Source organism: Polynucleobacter sp. (genome assembly GCF_018500155.2).
Lineage (GTDB): Bacteria > Pseudomonadota > Gammaproteobacteria > Burkholderiales > Burkholderiaceae > Polynucleobacter.
Map to the genome: position 1 here is coordinate 36,680 of NZ_JAHBAK020000049.1, position 16,799 is coordinate 53,478.

General features: G+C 45.0%; 12 protein-coding genes and 3 tRNA genes. 11 read left to right on the forward strand and 4 right to left on the reverse strand.

The genetic code is table 11. From position 1 onward, the window contains the following. Positions 1 to 549, reverse strand: a complete 549-nt coding sequence (locus KIH43_RS06220) for an arylesterase (protein WP_366069225.1) — start codon at positions 547 to 549, stop codon at positions 1 to 3. 113 nt (positions 550 to 662) lie between these two features. Here KIH43_RS06220 and KIH43_RS06225 point away from each other — a divergent pair, with 113 nt between their 5' ends. The 3 genes from KIH43_RS06225 to KIH43_RS06235 are packed head-to-tail and all read left to right on the forward strand — an operon-like array spanning position 663 to position 6,175. Further along, positions 663 to 1,337, forward strand: a complete 675-nt coding sequence (locus KIH43_RS06225) for an ATP-binding cassette domain-containing protein (protein WP_297718869.1) — start codon at positions 663 to 665, stop codon at positions 1,335 to 1,337. Between the two features lie 21 nt (positions 1,338 to 1,358). Beyond that, a complete protein-coding gene (gene purL, locus KIH43_RS06230) occupies positions 1,359 to 5,396 on the forward strand; it encodes a phosphoribosylformylglycinamidine synthase (protein WP_297718872.1) in 4,038 nt (1,345 codons plus the stop codon). A gap of 23 nt (positions 5,397 to 5,419) precedes the next feature. Further along, complete coding sequence (locus KIH43_RS06235) at positions 5,420 to 6,175, forward strand: spermidine synthase (RefSeq protein ID WP_297718875.1); 756 nt, start codon at positions 5,420 to 5,422, stop codon at positions 6,173 to 6,175. A gap of 91 nt (positions 6,176 to 6,266) precedes the next feature. Here KIH43_RS06235 and KIH43_RS06240 read toward each other — a convergent pair whose 3' ends face one another. Then, positions 6,267 to 8,852: a bifunctional aconitate hydratase 2/2-methylisocitrate dehydratase gene (locus KIH43_RS06240; protein WP_296967573.1), complete on the reverse strand. Its 2,586-nt coding sequence runs from the start codon at positions 8,850 to 8,852 to the stop codon at positions 6,267 to 6,269. A gap of 334 nt (positions 8,853 to 9,186) precedes the next feature. Here KIH43_RS06240 and KIH43_RS06245 point away from each other — a divergent pair, with 334 nt between their 5' ends. Genes KIH43_RS06245 through ftsB form a run of 4 tightly spaced genes read left to right on the forward strand, consistent with a single transcriptional unit; the run spans position 9,187 to position 13,373 of the window. Further along, positions 9,187 to 10,848 (forward strand): CTP synthase, encoded by a 1,662-nt coding sequence (locus tag KIH43_RS06245; RefSeq protein WP_296967575.1) that lies wholly within the window; start codon positions 9,187 to 9,189, stop codon positions 10,846 to 10,848. Between the two features lie 9 nt (positions 10,849 to 10,857). Further along, on the forward strand, positions 10,858 to 11,721 hold the full coding sequence (kdsA, locus tag KIH43_RS06250; protein ID WP_297718878.1) for a 3-deoxy-8-phosphooctulonate synthase: 864 nt from the start codon (positions 10,858 to 10,860) through the stop codon (positions 11,719 to 11,721). A gap of 46 nt (positions 11,722 to 11,767) precedes the next feature. Further along, complete coding sequence (gene eno / locus KIH43_RS06255) at positions 11,768 to 13,054, forward strand: phosphopyruvate hydratase (protein ID WP_296967579.1); 1,287 nt, start codon at positions 11,768 to 11,770, stop codon at positions 13,052 to 13,054. Positions 13,055 to 13,067: 13 nt separating this feature from the next. After that, positions 13,068 to 13,373 (forward strand): cell division protein FtsB, encoded by a 306-nt coding sequence (gene ftsB, locus KIH43_RS06260; RefSeq protein ID WP_296967580.1) that lies wholly within the window; start codon positions 13,068 to 13,070, stop codon positions 13,371 to 13,373. 10 nt (positions 13,374 to 13,383) lie between these two features. On the opposite strand, the gene KIH43_RS06265 is transcribed toward ftsB, so the two are convergent. Beyond that, entirely contained in the window at positions 13,384 to 14,349 is a 966-nt protein-coding gene (locus tag KIH43_RS06265; protein WP_297718882.1) for an Hsp33 family molecular chaperone HslO, read from the reverse strand. Between the two features lie 54 nt (positions 14,350 to 14,403). Here KIH43_RS06265 and gltX point away from each other — a divergent pair, with 54 nt between their 5' ends. The 4 genes from gltX to KIH43_RS06285 all read left to right on the forward strand — a co-directional run bounded on the left by gltX (position 14,404) and on the right by KIH43_RS06285 (position 16,176). Next, positions 14,404 to 15,810 carry a glutamate--tRNA ligase gene (gene gltX, locus KIH43_RS06270; RefSeq protein WP_297718885.1) on the forward strand — a complete coding sequence of 469 codons (1,407 nt, stop codon included), beginning with the start codon at positions 14,404 to 14,406 and terminating at the stop codon, positions 15,808 to 15,810. Positions 15,811 to 15,888: 78 nt separating this feature from the next. Beyond that, positions 15,889 to 15,964 (forward strand) — tRNA-Ala (locus KIH43_RS06275). Between the two features lie 30 nt (positions 15,965 to 15,994). Next, a tRNA-Glu gene (locus KIH43_RS06280) sits at positions 15,995 to 16,070 on the forward strand. A 29-nt stretch (positions 16,071 to 16,099) separates the two neighbouring features. Beyond that, positions 16,100 to 16,176: transfer RNA gene (locus KIH43_RS06285), tRNA-Asp, on the forward strand. Positions 16,177 to 16,234: 58 nt separating this feature from the next. Here the strand turns inward: KIH43_RS06285 and KIH43_RS06290 are convergent. Then, positions 16,235 to 16,799 (reverse strand): hypothetical protein (locus tag KIH43_RS06290; RefSeq protein ID WP_366069226.1); only part of this gene is annotated, 565 nt, incomplete at its 5' end.

A 16,799-nucleotide genomic window follows, 5' to 3' on the forward strand; every position in this document is an offset into this window, starting at 1 on the left:
CTACGGGGTTGGTTTTAGTAACTTCTGATATGGGGCCATTGAGCCCCATACGTTTTTGAACAAAATCATTTGCGCTGCTTCGTTGGGATGAATATTGTCCGCCTGAAATAATTGGGGATTGTTGGCAACGCCCGCTAAGAAAAAAGGTAATAATTCAACTTGCTCTTGAGTAGCAAGTTTTCTATACAGATCTTTAAATTGTTTGGTGTATTGCAAGCCATAATTGGGTGGAATCTGCATTCCAAAAAGCATCACCTTAGCCCCTGATTGCTTACTTAAACGAATCATCTTTTTTAAATTTGATTCAGTTTGTTCAATTGTGAGCCCTCTTAGGGCATCATTTGCACCCAATTCGAGAAATACTATTTTAGGTTGTTTTGCATCCAAAAGAGAGGGTAGGCGAGTCAGTCCACCTGAGGTGGTTTCTCCGCTGATGCTGGCATTAAAAACGGTCCAGCCAGCAGATTCTTTATGCAATTGGGCCTCGAATAACTTGACCCACCCAGAACCCCTGGGAAGGCCATACTCCGCCGAGAGACTATCCCCCATAACAAGAATGGTGGGGTTTGCTATTGAAGCTGTGGCAAATGAAATTAACAGGCAAAATAAGCTATTACGTATCAATTTTTTATACCAGCAATAACAAAAACCTTGATTCATTTATGAGCGATTCCACAAAAGTTTTAAGTGCTAATCATATAGAAAAGCGGGTGATTTCTAGTGATGGGTCCTTGACTATTTTGCACGACATTTGCTTTGATATCAGTCGCGGTGAAACTGTAGCAATTACTGGAGCATCGGGTTCTGGTAAAAGCACATTGCTTGGACTACTAGCAGGATTAGATTTACCTTCCTCAGGGGATGTCGTCCTGATGGGTCAGAATTTGCATTCCCTTAATGAGGATGGTCGGGCAATGCTGCGGGCTAAACACGTCAGTTTTGTATTTCAGTCTTTCCAGCTCCTTACGCATCTAACAGCCCTAGAAAATGTTCTCTTGCCTGCACAAATGATAGGGCACAAAAATGCCGAAATTGAGGCAGAGAAGTGGTTAGAGCGTGTCGGACTAAAAGAGCGCCTAAATCACTTCCCAAAAACGCTATCTGGCGGTGAGCAGCAGCGAGTGGCCCTTGCTCGGGCCTTTATTACTAAACCGGATATTTTGTTTGCAGACGAGCCCACAGGTAGTCTTGATGAGGGCAGTGGCGAGCGTGTTATTGAGCTGCTTTTTGAGCTCAATAGGGCAGTCGGATCGACCTTAATACTGGTCACCCATGATGCCGCCTTGGCAGGCCGGTGTCAGCGCCAGCTCCACCTACAGGGCGGACGGCTGGCGTAGGCAAAACCTTATAATCTAGGGATGCCTTTTTATCAATATTTGCCTGGCGCTGATGCGCTCTCACCATTTCGTCAACAACGACTTTTAGCCTCATTAGCAAGTGAAGGGGTGCCGCTGGAATCGATCGAAGCGCAATATTTGCACTTCGTATGGTCTGATTCAAAAATGAGTACAGACGATGAACGGATTTTGTCCAGTTTATTGACCTATGGCCAACCTTTTCATTCTCAATTTGGTCAGAGCAAGACTTGGTTTGGCAAAGGTACTGGGGACGTAGCGGGCGCTATTGTCATTCCGAGACTGGGTACTGTTTCTCCATGGGCCAGCAAAGCTACAGAGATTGCCAAACAATGTGGTTTGAATATTCTCAGAATAGAGCGAGGTGTTCAATATGCTTGGAAAAGCAAAAAACCACTTAATGCAGATCAATTGCAATTAGTCTTGGCTGCGATTCATGATCGCATGACAGAAGGTGTTATTGAATCTATTGAATTAGCTAACGCCCTTTATCAAACATTAGATGATCGCCCGCTCACCAGAATTCCCGTGTTAACCCACGGCAAAGACGCGCTTAATAAAGCAAATCAAGAGCTTGGTTTGGCGTTATCGGATGATGAAGTGACCTATTTAACCGATAACTTTACCCGTCTAGGTCGCAATCCTAGTGATGTTGAGTTAATTATGTTTGCGCAGGCGAACAGCGAACATTGCCGTCACAAAATATTTAATTCCAGCTGGACGATAGACGGTGAAGATCAAGAGCGCTCTTTATTTGCCATGATCCGCAACACCCATCAATTGCAACCATCTGGAACGATCATCGCATATTCCGATAACTCAGCAGTGATGGCGGGTTGCGAAGCAGAGACATGGACTCCACAGGGTGACTCACATCACTATGTAAAAGATTCCCGTTTAGTACACACTTTAATGAAGGTGGAAACACATAATCATCCCACTGCAATAGCACCATTTCCCGGTGCATCAACAGGTGCGGGTGGCGAAATCCGTGACGAAGGTGCAACTGGAGTTGGTGGGCGACCAAAGGCGGGATTAACTGGATTCTCAGTTTCCAATCTCAACATTCCAGGTAATGAGCTTCCATGGGAGCGCGAGCATTACGGCAAGCCCGAGAGAATCGCGACACCATTACAAATCATGATTGATGGACCATTGGGTGGCGCTGCATTTAATAATGAGTTTGGCCGCCCAATTTTAGGTGGTTATTTCAGGGTTTTTGAGCAAACCCTGGATGGCACACGCCGTGGATATCACAAACCCATCATGATTGCGGGTGGCATTGGTAGCATTGATTCGATTCATACACAAAAAAAGCCTATTCAATCAGGTCATTTATTGATTCAGCTTGGTGGCCCTGGTATGCGTATTGGCATGGGTGGCGCCACTGGAAGTTCAGTAGCCACAGGCACTAATACCGCAGATCTAGATTTTGATTCGGTACAACGTGGCAACCCTGAAATGGAGCGTCGCGCACAGGAAGTGATCAATGCCTGTCGAGCGCTTGGCGATAAAAACCCAATCGTTTCAATTCATGATGTTGGAGCGGGCGGCCTATCAAACGCCTTTCCAGAATTAGCTGATGGTGCTGGTCTAGGCGCAAAGTTCAAGTTGCGTAGTGTCCCACTTGAAGAGAGTGGTATGAGCCCTGCGGAAATTTGGTGTAACGAATCCCAAGAGCGATATGTCTTGGCCATTGATGCCAAGGATCTTGATGTATTTAAATCATTTTGCGAACGCGAACGCTGTCCGTTTGCAGTTGTGGGTGAAGCAACTACCGAGCGTCAGCTACAACTCCTTGACTCCAAACAAGGTGACGATAACGATGCGGCTTTACCTATTGATATGCCAATGGAGGTCCTACTTGGTAAGCCTCCGCGCATGCACCGCAATGTGCAGCGAGTTGAACAACAATTTACTGAGTTAAATGTTACTGATGCCGATTTAGCTCAATCGATTGCTTGGGTTTTGCAACAACCTACGGTAGCTAGCAAATCATTTTTAATCACTATTGGTGATAGAACTGTTGGTGGCTTAAATGCCCGCGACCAATTTGTTGGTCCTTGGCAGGTTCCTGTTGCTGACTGCGCGGTTACCTTGATGGATTACAAGGGCTATCGCGGTGAAGCAATGACCATGGGAGAGCGCACGCCTGTAGCAGTCATAGATGCGCCTGCTGCGGCTCGCATGGCAGTTGGTGAGGCAATCACCAACTTATTGGCCGCTGATATTTTTCGTCTAGAAGACGTAAAGTTATCTGCAAATTGGATGGCCGCTTGTGGTTCTCCTGGAGAAGATGCGAAGCTATATGACTCAGTAAAAGCGGTTGGTATGGAGCTATGTCCAGCACTGGGAATTTCAATACCCGTAGGCAAAGATTCTTTGTCAATGGCCACAGAGTGGAAAGAGGGTGGTGAGGCAAAGAAAGTGGTGGCCCCTGTTTCTCTCATTATTTCTGCCTTTGCTCCGGTGCAGGATGTACGAAAAACAATTACACCACTACTGCAGCTCAAAAATTCTGATGGATCTATTCTAGAAACTGAATTAATTTTGATTGATTTAGGACGAGGCAAGAATCGTATGGCTGGCAGTATTTTTGCCCAAGTTCTCAATCAATCTGGCAAATCAGCACCTGACCTAGACCACCCTGAAGATCTCAAAGCGCTCGCTTCAGCCATTATTGAATTGCGTAAGCAAGAGATGCTGCTTGCCTATCACGATCGTTCTGATGGTGGCCTATTCGCATGTGTTGCGGAGATGGCATTTGCTAGCCATACAGGCATCTCCATCAATGTCGATATGATTGCCGTCGATAAAGACCAAGAACCTGATTATGGTGATGCAAAAAATTGGGCACAACAGGTATCTGGTCGCCGTCATGAGCAAACTATGTGTGCGCTATTTAATGAGGAACTTGGAGCTGTTATTCAGGTACGCAGAAATGATCGCGATGCGGTATTTAGCGTTCTACGTAAACTGGGTTTAAGTGCCTATAGTCATGTGATCGGCAAGCCAAACACCAATGGCCGTATAGAAATTTGGCGCGATGCTAAAAATATCTTTGCAGAGCCCCGTGAAGTTCTACAGAAGATGTGGACAAATACAAGCTATCAAATTGCACGCTTAAGAGATAACCCAGCCTGTGCTGATTCTGAATATGCACTATTGGATGACATTGCAGACCCTGGCATCTCCCCAAAACTGACCTTTGATGCTGGAGATGATGTGGCTGCGCCATTTATCTCAAAAGGTGTGCGTCCTAAAGTTGCTATATTGCGTGAGCAGGGCGTAAATTCGCATGTTGAGATGGCATATGCTGTTAACTGGGCTGGGTTTGATAGCTACGACGTTCATATGTCTGATTTACTAAGCGGTAAATCAAAGCTCGATGACTTCCGGGGGTTGATCGCTTGTGGTGGATTTAGTTATGGCGATGTTCTTGGTGCGGGTGAGGGTTGGGCAAAAACGATTTTGTTTAACGAACAACTGCGTGATCAGTTTTCTAGCTTTTTCCAGCGCCAAGATAGTTTTGCCTTGGGTGTATGCAATGGTTGCCAAATGATGAGCAATCTCGCAAGCATTATTCCTGGCGCACAGGCCTGGCCTAAATTTACTCGCAATCAATCGGAGCAGTATGAAGCTCGGCTAGTGATGGCTGAAGTGCTAGCTTCACCTTCAATTTTTACCCAGGGAATGGAGGGTAGTCAACTGCCTATTGCTATTGCGCATGGTGAAGGATTTGCAAACTTTAGTCAGCAAGGCAATCTAGAGCAACTGAATAAGCAGGGCTTGGCTGCGCTTAGGTTTGTTGATCATTATGGTAAACCTACAGAGGTTTACCCAATGAATCCCAATGGCTCTCCAGGAGGTTTAACAGGTGTAACTACTCCAGATGGTCGTTTTACCGTCATGATGCCTCATCCAGAACGTGTATTCCGATCCGTTCAAATGAGTTGGCGTCCTTCAGAGTGGTTGAATACACCTGATGGTGCGAGCCCTTGGATGCGACTTTTCCGCAATGCTAGACGCTGGGCTAAATAGTCCTTCCTTTGATGCTCATGCAGATGGAACCAGTCACCTTCTCTGAAATGGGAGGTATCCGCTACCTCCATTTTGGTACGGATTTAATACAAGGGGCGATGCGTATTCGCGACCCCGATGAAATCTATCTTGAATATAACCAGCAGATGATGGCTTGGTTACTATTTTTAGAAACTAGGCCTGGGATGCGTGTGGCCCAATTAGGTTTAGGTACTGGCGCCTTGGCAAAATTTCAACATCGCTATTGTCCAGCCATCAAAACTACGGTGGTTGAACTCAACCCTGCCGTGATTGTTGCTGCACGATCCATGTTCCTCACTCCAGATGATGATCGAAGGTTAGAGACGCTACAAGAAGATGCCAAAGTGTTTGTCAGCTCTAAAAAATACAAACATCATTTTGATGCTGTACAGGTTGACCTCTATGATGCAATCTGTGACGGGCCAGCGGCAAGCTCACTGGAATTCTATAGAGGGTGCTTTGAAATCTTAAAAGAGCCTGGGGTAATGACCGTGAATCTCTTTTCACGACATAAAAGTTTCGATATAAATCTCAACAATATTTGTGAAGCATTTGATAATCGTGTCTTGCTTTTTCCAGAATCACACGATTGCAATGTAGTTGCCATTGCATTTAAAGGACCAAAGCTAGAAGTCCAATGGAGTGATGTAGTGAAACGTGCGAAAGTCATTTCTGCTAAAACGGGTCTACCCACTAGTAATTGGGCTGCCGGTTTACGTCGTGCAAATGCAAGACAAGAGGGTCTATTAAATATCTAAGCCAGTCTGAGATTCCTTAGCGGGCAGCACCAATAAAAAAGGCGATCAAAAGATCGCCTTTTTACAATTGACCCATTAGAGGGCCAGTAGATTACACAGTAACAGTATCAGCCACTTCGCTAAATGACTTGATCTTGTCAAAGTTCATGTAACGATAGACCTCTGCAGACTTCGCATTAAGCGACTCTACTTGCTCGAGATACTCCTTCGGTGATGGTAAGCGACCCAAGAGTGCTGCAACTGATGCCAATTCCGCAGAGGCTAAATACACGCGAGTATCGATACCTAAACGGTTAGGGAAGTTACGAGTTGATGTAGAAACCGCGGTAGATCCTTTGCGAATCTGTGCTTGGTTACCCATACAGAGTGAGCAGCCAGGTGTTTCCATACGAGCACCAGTACGACCCAAAATGCCATAGTAGCCTTCTTCGGTCAGAACCATTTGGTCCATCTTGGTTGGAGGTGCAATCCACAAACGGGTTGGAATATCCGACTTGCCTTCAAGCACCTTACCTGCTGCGCGGAAGTGGCCAATATTGGTCATGCAAGAACCAATAAATACTTCATCGATTTTTTCGCCAGCCACTTCGGAGAGGAATTTCACATCATCTGGATCATTAGGGCATGCCAAGATCGGCTCTTTGATCTCATTCATGTCAATCTCGATGATCTCAGCATAGTCAGCATTTTCATCTGCTTTGAGCAATTGAGGATTTGCAATCCAAGCTTCCATTGCTTTAATGCGACGACCTAAGGTGCGTTTGTCTTCATACCCATTTGCAATCATCCACTTCATTAATGTGATGTTAGATTGCATGTATTCAATAATTGGCTCTTTGTTGAGCTGAACAGCGCAACCACCAGCAGAGCGCTCAGCAGAAGCATCAGATAGTTCAAATGCTTGCTCAACCTTCAAATCAGGCAGACCTTCGATTTCAAGAATACGGCCAGAGAAAATGTTCTTCTTACCTTGTTTTTCAACAGTTAAGAGACCCTTTTTGATGGCATACAAAGGAATGGCGTTTACCAGGTCACGCAAGGTAATGCCAGGCTGCATCTTGCCTTTAAAGCGAACCAATACAGATTCAGGCATGTCTAATGGCATAACACCAGTAGCCGCAGCGAAAGCGACGAGTCCTGAGCCAGCTGGGAATGAGATGCCGATAGGGAAACGGGTGTGGCTATCGCCACCTGTGCCGCATGTGTCAGGTAGTAATAAACGATTTAACCAACTATGAATCACGCCGTCGCCTGGACGCAATGCAACGCCACCACGATTAGTCATAAATGCTGGCAGCTCATGGTGGGTGCGAATATCCACTGGTTTTGGATATGCAGAGGTATGGCAGAAAGACTGCATGACCAAATCAGCAGAGAAGCCCAAGCAAGCCAAGTCTTTCAATTCGTCGCGTGTCATAGGACCGGTAGTATCTTGAGATCCAACAGTAGTCATATGAGGCTCGCAGTAGGTACCAGGACGTACGCCTTGACCTTCTGGTAAGCCGCAGGCGCGACCAACCATCTTTTGCGCCAAGCTAAATCCTTTTTTGTTATCAGGAGGGCTTACTGGCACACGGAATTCTGTAGAAGCTGGCAAGCCTAGTGCTGCACGTGCTTTTGCTGTTAAGCCGCGACCAACAATCAATGGAATACGGCCGCCGGCACGCACTTCATCAAAAATGACGGGAGATTTCAATGAGAAAGTAGCAATTTCTTTGCCATTTTTAAAAGCTTTGCCTTCATATGGACGTAATTCAATTTCATCGCCCATGTTCATTTGGGAAACATCGAGCTCGATTGGGAGTGCGCCTGCATCTTCCATGGTGTTAAAGAAGATCGGCGCAATTTTTGAGCCCAAGCAAACACCACCATAGCGCTTGTTAGGTACAAAAGGAATGTCTTCACCAGTCCACCACAATACTGAGTTTGTTGCCGACTTGCGTGATGAACCAGTGCCTACCACATCACCAACGTAGGCAATTTGATTGCCTTTCTTTTGTAATGCATCGATTTGTTTCATTGGGCCGCGCACACCCGCTTCATCTGGCTCAATACCAGGGCGTGGGTTTTTTAACATCACTGTTGCATGCAATGGAATATCAGGACGGCTCCAAGCATCTGGTGCTGGCGATAAATCATCGGTATTCGTTTCGCCAGTTACTTTAAATACGGTTAGCTTCATGCTCTCTGGAACGGCAGGGCGGCTAGTAAACCACTCGGCATCGGCCCAGCTTTGCATGACTGCTTTAGCATTGGCATTGCCTTTTTCAGCAAGCTCTTGCACATCATGGAAATAATCAAACATCAACAAGGTTTTTTTCAATGCCTCTGCAGCCGCTGCGCCACACTCTGCATCTGCAAGCAATTCAACCAAAGGTTTGATGTTGTAACCACCCAGCATGGTGCCGAGTAATTCAGTTGCTTTTACACGAGAAATCAGAGGTGATTTTTCAGCACCTTTAGCAATAGCGTCTAAAAACTCAGCTTTGACTTTAGCTGCTTCATCCACGCCTGCTGGCACTCGATTGGTAATTAGTTCTACTAACTCGGCTTCCTTGCCTGCCGGAGGATTTTTAAGCAACTTTACTAATTCAGCAGTCTGATCTTTAGTAAGGGGGAGGGCTGGAATGCCAAGGGCAGCACGTTCAGCAACTTGGGCGTTATAGGCATCTAACATGGTGGTTCCTATGAGGTAAATGTGAGCAATAGAAGGTCCAATTAAGGATTTTCTCCCTATTTGGTCATTATAGTTACTAATTTAAGTCTTATATAAGAGTTTAAACCCTTAGCATTCCCACGAAAAGGGCTATTGGCAAGAAAATCTCAAAATATAGCTGGTTTGGTCCCAAAACCCCACTGAATTTAGTGGGGTCAAACTTGATCTGTCGGTTGATGGTTTGCCCAGGAAATCCTACTTCAAACGCAATTCGCTGCGGAAATTTCATTTTTAATAATTTTTATTAGTTCAGTCGCCAATCGTTATAATTACTTTTTCCAACAGAGCTTAAGCGATGACCAAATACGTTTTTGTCACTGGTGGTGTGGTTTCTTCTTTAGGGAAAGGAATTGCAGCTGCCTCGCTTGCCGCGATTCTCGAATCCCGCGGCCTGAAAGTCACCCTCCTAAAATTAGACCCATATATCAATGTAGACCCCGGCACGATGAGCCCCTTGCAACATGGGGAAGTTTTCGTCACCGAAGATGGGGCAGAGACCGATTTAGATTTGGGGCACTATGAGCGTTTCGTATCGGCCAAGATGCGAAAAAGCAATAATTTCACGACAGGTCAGATTTACGAGTCTGTTATCAGCAAGGAGCGTCGCGGGGAATATTTAGGAAAAACCGTTCAGGTGATTCCTCATATTACAAATGAAATTCAAGCGTTTATTGAACGCGGCGCCAAAGCGAGTCATGACGGTAAGGCGGATATAGCAATATGTGAAATTGGTGGCACGGTGGGCGATATTGAATCACTGCCATTTCTTGAGGCAGCCCGCCAAATGAGCATTCGCCTGCCCAAACATAGCTGCGCCTTTGTCCACTTGACGTTAGTGCCCTATATCAGCAGTGCTGGCGAGCTGAAAACTAAGCCCACACAGCATTCTGTACAGAAATTGAGAGAAATCGGGATCATGCCAACAGTTTTGTTGTGTCGTGCTGATAGACCAATTCCTGATGATGAACGCGCCAAAATATCCCTCTTTTCAAATGTACGTGAAGAAGCGGTGATTTCAGTTTGGGATGTAGATACGATCTATAAGATTCCAGAAATGCTGCAATCACAGGGAATGGATGACTTAATTTGTCGCGAATTACAAATTGATGCTAAACCTGCTGATCTCTCTGTTTGGGCTAAGTTAGTATATGAGTTAGCAAATCCAAAACATGAAGTGACCATTGGCATGGTTGGTAAGTATGTTGAATTAACGGAGTCATATAAATCCTTAATTGAAGCCTTGCGTCATGCGGGCATTCATACTCACACCAAAGTAAATATCAATTACATTGATTCTGAAGTCATTGAAAGGGATGGTGTGGAATGCCTTAGCAAACTAGATGCCATCCTTGTGCCTGGTGGCTTTGGTAAGCGTGGAACAGAAGGCAAAATTGCAGCAATCCGCTATGCAAGAGAGAATCAGGTTCCGTATTTAGGCATCTGCTTAGGAATGCAGTTAGCCGTAATTGAGTTTGCGCGTCATGTAGCCAATATATCTAATGCTAATAGCACTGAATTTGAGCCACAGACTGAGAGTCCTGTTGTAGCTTTAATTACAGAATGGTTGGACAGAGAAGGGCGAGTAGAAAAGCGCACTAATGAATCCGATCTTGGTGGAACGATGCGCTTGGGTTCTCAGCGATGCCCCGTAAAGTTGGGCACCCTGGCCAATCGAATTTATGGCAATGAGGTGAATGAGCGTCATCGCCATCGTTATGAAGTGAACAATCTCTATGTTCCTAAACTAGAGCAATCTGGCATGGTTATTTCTGCTAGAACGCCAAACGAATCTTTGCCTGAGATGATGGAGCTTCCAGAATCAATGCACCCTTGGTTCTTTGGTGTGCAATTTCACCCTGAATTCACTTCCACTCCACGCGATGGGCATCCATTATTTTCTGCGTTTATTAATGCAGCCCTTGTACATCAAGATGCTGTATTAAAGCAACTTGCTTGAAAGTAGATCATGAGCACATTTAAGCTTTGTGGTTTTGATGTCGGCCTTGATCAGCGCTTCTTTTTAATTGCTGGCCCCTGTGTCATTGAATCTGAACAGTCTGCTATTGATGTAGCTGGCAGATTAAAAGAAATGACTTCTGCATTACAAATTCCATTCATTTATAAATCATCCTTTGATAAGGCTAATCGCTCATCTGGATCCTCTTTCCGTGGTTTGGGAATTGAGAAGGGTCTAGCAATCTTGGCCAAGGTAAAAAAAGAGATTGATGTGCCGGTACTCACCGATGTGCATGACATTAGCGAAATCACTGAGGTATCTCAAGTAGTTGATGTCCTGCAAACGCCCGCTTTTTTATGCAGGCAAACAGATTTCATTAGGGCATGTGCTCAAAGTGGCAAACCTGTGAACTTCAAAAAAGGGCAATTTCTCTCGCCACATGAAATGCTCAATGTGATTCAAAAAGCGAGAGATGCTGCTGCAGAAATAAATCTTCCGGACCAGTTCATGGTGTGTGAGAGAGGCGCATCCTTTGGATATAACAATCTAGTTTCAGATATGCGTAGCTTGTCAATATTGCGCGAGTCAAATGCTCCAGTAGTTTTTGATGCTACCCATTCAGTTCAGTTGCCTGGCGGTAAAGGAAGCTCTAGCGGTGGGCAAAGAGAGTTCGTTCCCGTTCTAGCTCGAGCCGCTGTGGCTGTAGGTATTAGTGGGCTGTTTATGGAAACCCATCCAGACCCTGCTAAAGCGTTATCTGATGGACCAAATGCTGTCCCATTGCATCGAATGAAGGAATTGTTGGAGTCTTTAATTGCTATAGATTCTGTTGTTAAAACAAAAAACGTATTTTTAGAAGATAGCTTTAAGTAAACATCATTCATAAACCCAATTTCATATTGTTTTAAGGAGAAGGTGCATGAGCGCCATTGTTGACATTATTGGTAGAGAAGTCTTAGATTCACGTGGTAACCCAACTGTAGAGTGTGATGTTTTGCTCGAGTCTGGCGTGATGGGGCGAGCAGCCGTTCCCTCTGGCGCCTCTACGGGCTCCCGTGAGGCAATTGAATTGCGTGACGGAGATAAATCACGCTATTTGGGCAAAGGTGTTTTAAAGGCAGTGCAAAATATCAATGTCGAAATCGCTGAAACAATTTTAGGTCTTGATGCTAGCGAACAGGCTTTTTTAGATCGCACCCTTATAGACTTGGATGGTACCCATAACAAAGCTCGATTGGGCGCTAATGCAACCCTGGCAGTATCCATGGCGGTAGCTAGAGCGGCGGCCGAAGAGGCTGGGTTACCGTTGTATCGATATTTCGGTGGCTCAGGGGGAATGCAGCTACCTGTTCCAATGATGAATATTGTTAATGGTGGAGCGCACGCAAATAATAGCCTTGATATTCAGGAATTTATGGTGATGCCTGTAGGGGCAGAGAGCTTTCGCGATGCATTGCGTTGTGGAGCAGAGATATTCCATGAACTCAAGAAAATTATTGGCGCACAAGGCATGCCAACTACTGTTGGTGATGAGGGTGGCTTTGCTCCAAATTTCAAGAGCAATCATGAATGCTTGCAAACGATTATGAAGGCTATTGAAGGCGCTGGTTACCAGGCTGGAGAAGACGTATTGTTGGCATTAGATTGTGCTGCCAGCGAATTCTATAAGGATGGCAAATACCATTTGTCTGGCGAAGGGCTTCAATTAAGCTCTAGCGAGTTCTCTGATTATCTTGGTAATTTAGCCGATCAATTTCCCATTGTTTCGATTGAAGATGGCATGCATGAAAGTGATTGGGATGGCTGGGCTGATATTACTCGCAAGTTAGGTAAAAAGATCCAGCTTGTTGGCGATGATTTATTTGTCACCAACACCCGCATTCTGAAAGAAGGAATTGAAAAGGGTATTGCAAATTCCATTCTGATAAAGATCAATCAGATTGGAACCTTAACTGAAACCTTTGCTGCGATTGAAATGGCAAAAAGGGCTAATTACACGGCTGTTATTTCACATCGCTCAGGTGAAACCGAAGATAGCACAATTGCTGATATCGCCGTGGGTACAAACGCTGGACAAATCAAAACGGGTTCATTATCTCGCTCTGACCGCATTGCTAAATACAATCAATTGTTACGTATTGAAGAGGATTTGGGCGATGTAGCAACGTATCCAGGTAAATCTGTTTTCTACAACCTGAAGCGATAAGTACACGCTATTTATGCGCATAGTTATCTACTCCATGCTGCTGTTGCTGATTGCAATACAGTACCCCCTATGGCTAGGGAAGGGTGGATGGCTCAAGGTCTATGAAATGGAAAAGCAAGTAGAACTCCAAGAGGCTAAAAATAGCCTCTTGGCTCTTCGTAATGCAAAACTTGCAGGAGATGTCAAAGATTTAAAAGAGGGGACGCGTGCAATTGAAGAGCGGGCACGTGTTGAGCATGGCCTCATCAAAGAGGGTGAATTTTTTGTGCAGATTTTGCCCAATGATAAATCTGCCCCAGCACAAGTCACTAAAGATTAAGAATGAATGCTCAATGACTTCCGGACGGAGGTCTTGTGGCATCGCTTAACGAGTCTGTTTTAAATACCTGTAGACAATCTACTGGATCAAAACGGTAGGGCTTTAAGCAAAAATCACAAATTGTTTCCACGGTGCCTCGTTCTTCAAGGATGCTTTGCACCTCTGATTCGCCCAGCATTCGTAATACATCGGCAACTTTATTGCGCGAGCAGGTACAGGCAAAACGTATTTGCCTAGATGGAAAGCTTCGCACGCCATATTCAGTCGACTCTTCAAGAAAAAGTCGTCTGAGAATTGTTTCTGGTTGAAGTGTTAGAAGCTCTTCGTTCGTAATGGTCTGCCCCAAGGTTTGAACCCGATTCCAACCCTCAGCAGCCACTTGAGGCTCTAAATGAGCGTGTCCTCCCGAGTTGGGTAATTTTTGTAGCAATAAGCCTCCAACACTGTGGTCATTAGATGCGAGCCAAATACGTGTATCTAATTGTTCTGAGCGCTGCATATACAGGGCTATTGCCTCAGCAGCATTTGCAACAGGACGTGTAATGCCATTCACCTCATCCTGCAAAGCAACGATGCCTTGATGAGGAGGTTGGCCCGGTTCTCGATCAGCTGCATCAAGCGTAATCACCAATCTACCCGTATTGCCAGCATCCAAAAGTTCACCCAAAGTTGCATCATCTGAAATTGCCGATGGTTCGGTAGAAAGCTTGATGGTTGCTCTCATAGAGAGATCTGACTTGCATTCGACCACTAGCAACTGTATTGGCCCTTTGCTTTGGGCTTGAATAATAAGGGTGCCATCAAATTTTAGGCTGGCACTCAAAAGCGTAGCGGCACCGACAAAGTCGCCTAATATTCGACGCACAGCAGGGGGGTCATTGCGTCTCTCTAAAATAGCTTGCCAAGCAGAGCCAATGGAGACGATTTCACCGCGTACAGGCGCTCCATCACAGATAAATACGAGCAGTTCATTCATAGCCTAAAGTATCCACTTTTTTAAAAATTCCACCCTTTTTGCTGAACTGAGATAATGTTGGCTATGTCTATACGTACTCGATTTGCCCCAAGTCCCACGGGCTTTATACATTTGGGAAATTTACGAAGCGCCCTGTATCCGTGGGCTTTTGCACGTCATAACAAGGGTGACTTTATATTAAGAATTGAAGATACGGATTTAGAGCGCTCTTCACAAGAAGCGGTAGATGTCATTATTGAAGGCATGGCCTGGTTGGGAATGGATATAGATGAGGGTCCAATCTACCAAATGCAGCGCATCGATCGCTATCGTGAGGTTATAAAGCAGATGCTTGATAGTGGTCTAGCTTACCCTTGCTACATGAGCGAAGAAGAATTAAATCGCTTGCGAGATCAGCAAATGGCAAATAAGGAAAAGCCACGTTATAACGGTTTTTGGAGACCTGAACCGGGTAAGGTTTTGCCGCCAGCTCCAAGTGGAGTTCAACCTGTTATCCGCTTTAAGAATCCAATTGGCGGTTCCGTTGTATGGAATGACGCTGTTAAAGGTCAGATTGAAATCTCCAATGATGAGTTAGATGATTTAATCATTGCACGCCCTGATGGCACTCCAACGTATAACTTTTGCGTTGTAGTGGATGACCTAGATATGAATATTACCCACGTCATTCGCGGTGATGATCATGTCAACAATACCCCTCGCCAAATTAATATCATGAAAGCATTAGGCGGCATACCGCCTATTTACGCCCATTTACCCACCGTGCTCAATGATTCTGGCGAAAAGATGAGTAAGCGCAATGGGGCGATGAGCGTACGAGATTATCAAAAGGCGGGTTACCTGCCTGAGGCGATCTTGAATTACTTAGCTCGTCTAGGTTGGTCTCATGGTGATGCAGAGATTTTTACCAAGGAGCAATTTGTTCATTGGTTTGATCTAGAAAGTTTGGGTCGTTCACCAGCGCAACATAATCCTGAAAAATTGCTTTGGTTAAATCATCAATACATACAAAATACCGATCCAGCTAAATTAGCAAATTTGGCGAAGCCTTTTGCGAATCAATTAGGAATAAATACTGAAATCGGCCCAGATTTTGTACAGGTTGTGAGTTTGATCAAAGACCGCGCCAACACATTAGTTGAGATTGCAGAGGCGGCAAAGCTTTTTTATATGCCTGCACCAACATTCACGCCAGAGCAGATTGCCGCAAATATACCGAGTGCAATAGTTCCCGCGCTGAAAGATTTAATTGAAGCCATTAAGAGCTCACCAGAGACAAAGGAAGCTTATAGCGCTGCATTTAAGCAAGTATTGGCTCAGCATCAACTGAAAATGCCTGCCTTAGCGATGCCCGTACGATATGCATTATTTGCCACTACACAGACTCCAGCCATAGATTCTGTACTGGTCGTTTTGGGCAAGGAGGAGGCATTAAATCGGCTCTCCAAGGTGGTCCAATAGCCAATTTGCGCAGTTGCACAAAAATAGGCTAAAATCTTGGATTGTTTTGATTGTCTTGTGGTTTTATTGCGAGATTTCGGGGGTATAGCTCAGCTGGGAGAGCGCTTGCATGGCATGCAAGAGGTCAGCGGTTCGATCCCGCTTATCTCCACCAAGCTTTCAAAACGGTAGTTGTTGTAGCTAGGTCCCCATCGTCTAGAGGCCTAGGACATCACCCTTTCACGGTGAGTACGGGGGTTCGAATCCCCCTGGGGACGCCAGTATTTTTGGCAACAGTTAGTTGTAATTTGGAGCGGTAGTTCAGTTGGTTAGAATATCTGCCTGTCACGCAGAGGGTCGCGGGTTCGAGTCCCGTCCGTTCCGCCAAATTCATAAATAAAAAGCCTCCTTTTGGGAGGCTTTTTATTTGGTGATGATTATGAAATTACTTCTTTGGCGCTGTAATGGATGCAGCCATAGCGTCGTAGTAAATTACTTTTACTTGCTCGCCTACTTTGACGTCCGCCAATAATGCAGGATTTTTCACGGTGACCGTAGTTATTTTTCCACTAGGACCTTTAACCGATACCAACTTCTTGTCACGATTCACCTCCACAATATCTGCAGTAATAGTGGTTTTATTAGCAATCGTCTCTGATGGTTTTTCATTTGCTTTAGATGAGGTAACAGTATTTGTTTCCACTTTGCTACGAACACCATCGCTCTTCGTTTTAATGAGCTCAATAGCAACTGCAAGCTCATAAGAAACACTTAAACGATCACCTTTTTTAATTTGGTCAAAATTCTTAATCTCAGGTCCAGCAACAAATTTGGATTCACCTTCTTTATTTTTGAAGGTAATGGTGCGAGTTTTTTTGTCAATTTTGACTACCTCGCCTTCATATAGAAGGTAGCTGTTATCTATGGCAGCTGCATCGATAATTGTAGGCTTGGTTTGAGCATGGCTAGTGAGCGTGTAGGGTAGGGCAATAAATGCCGCCAAAGAGAGA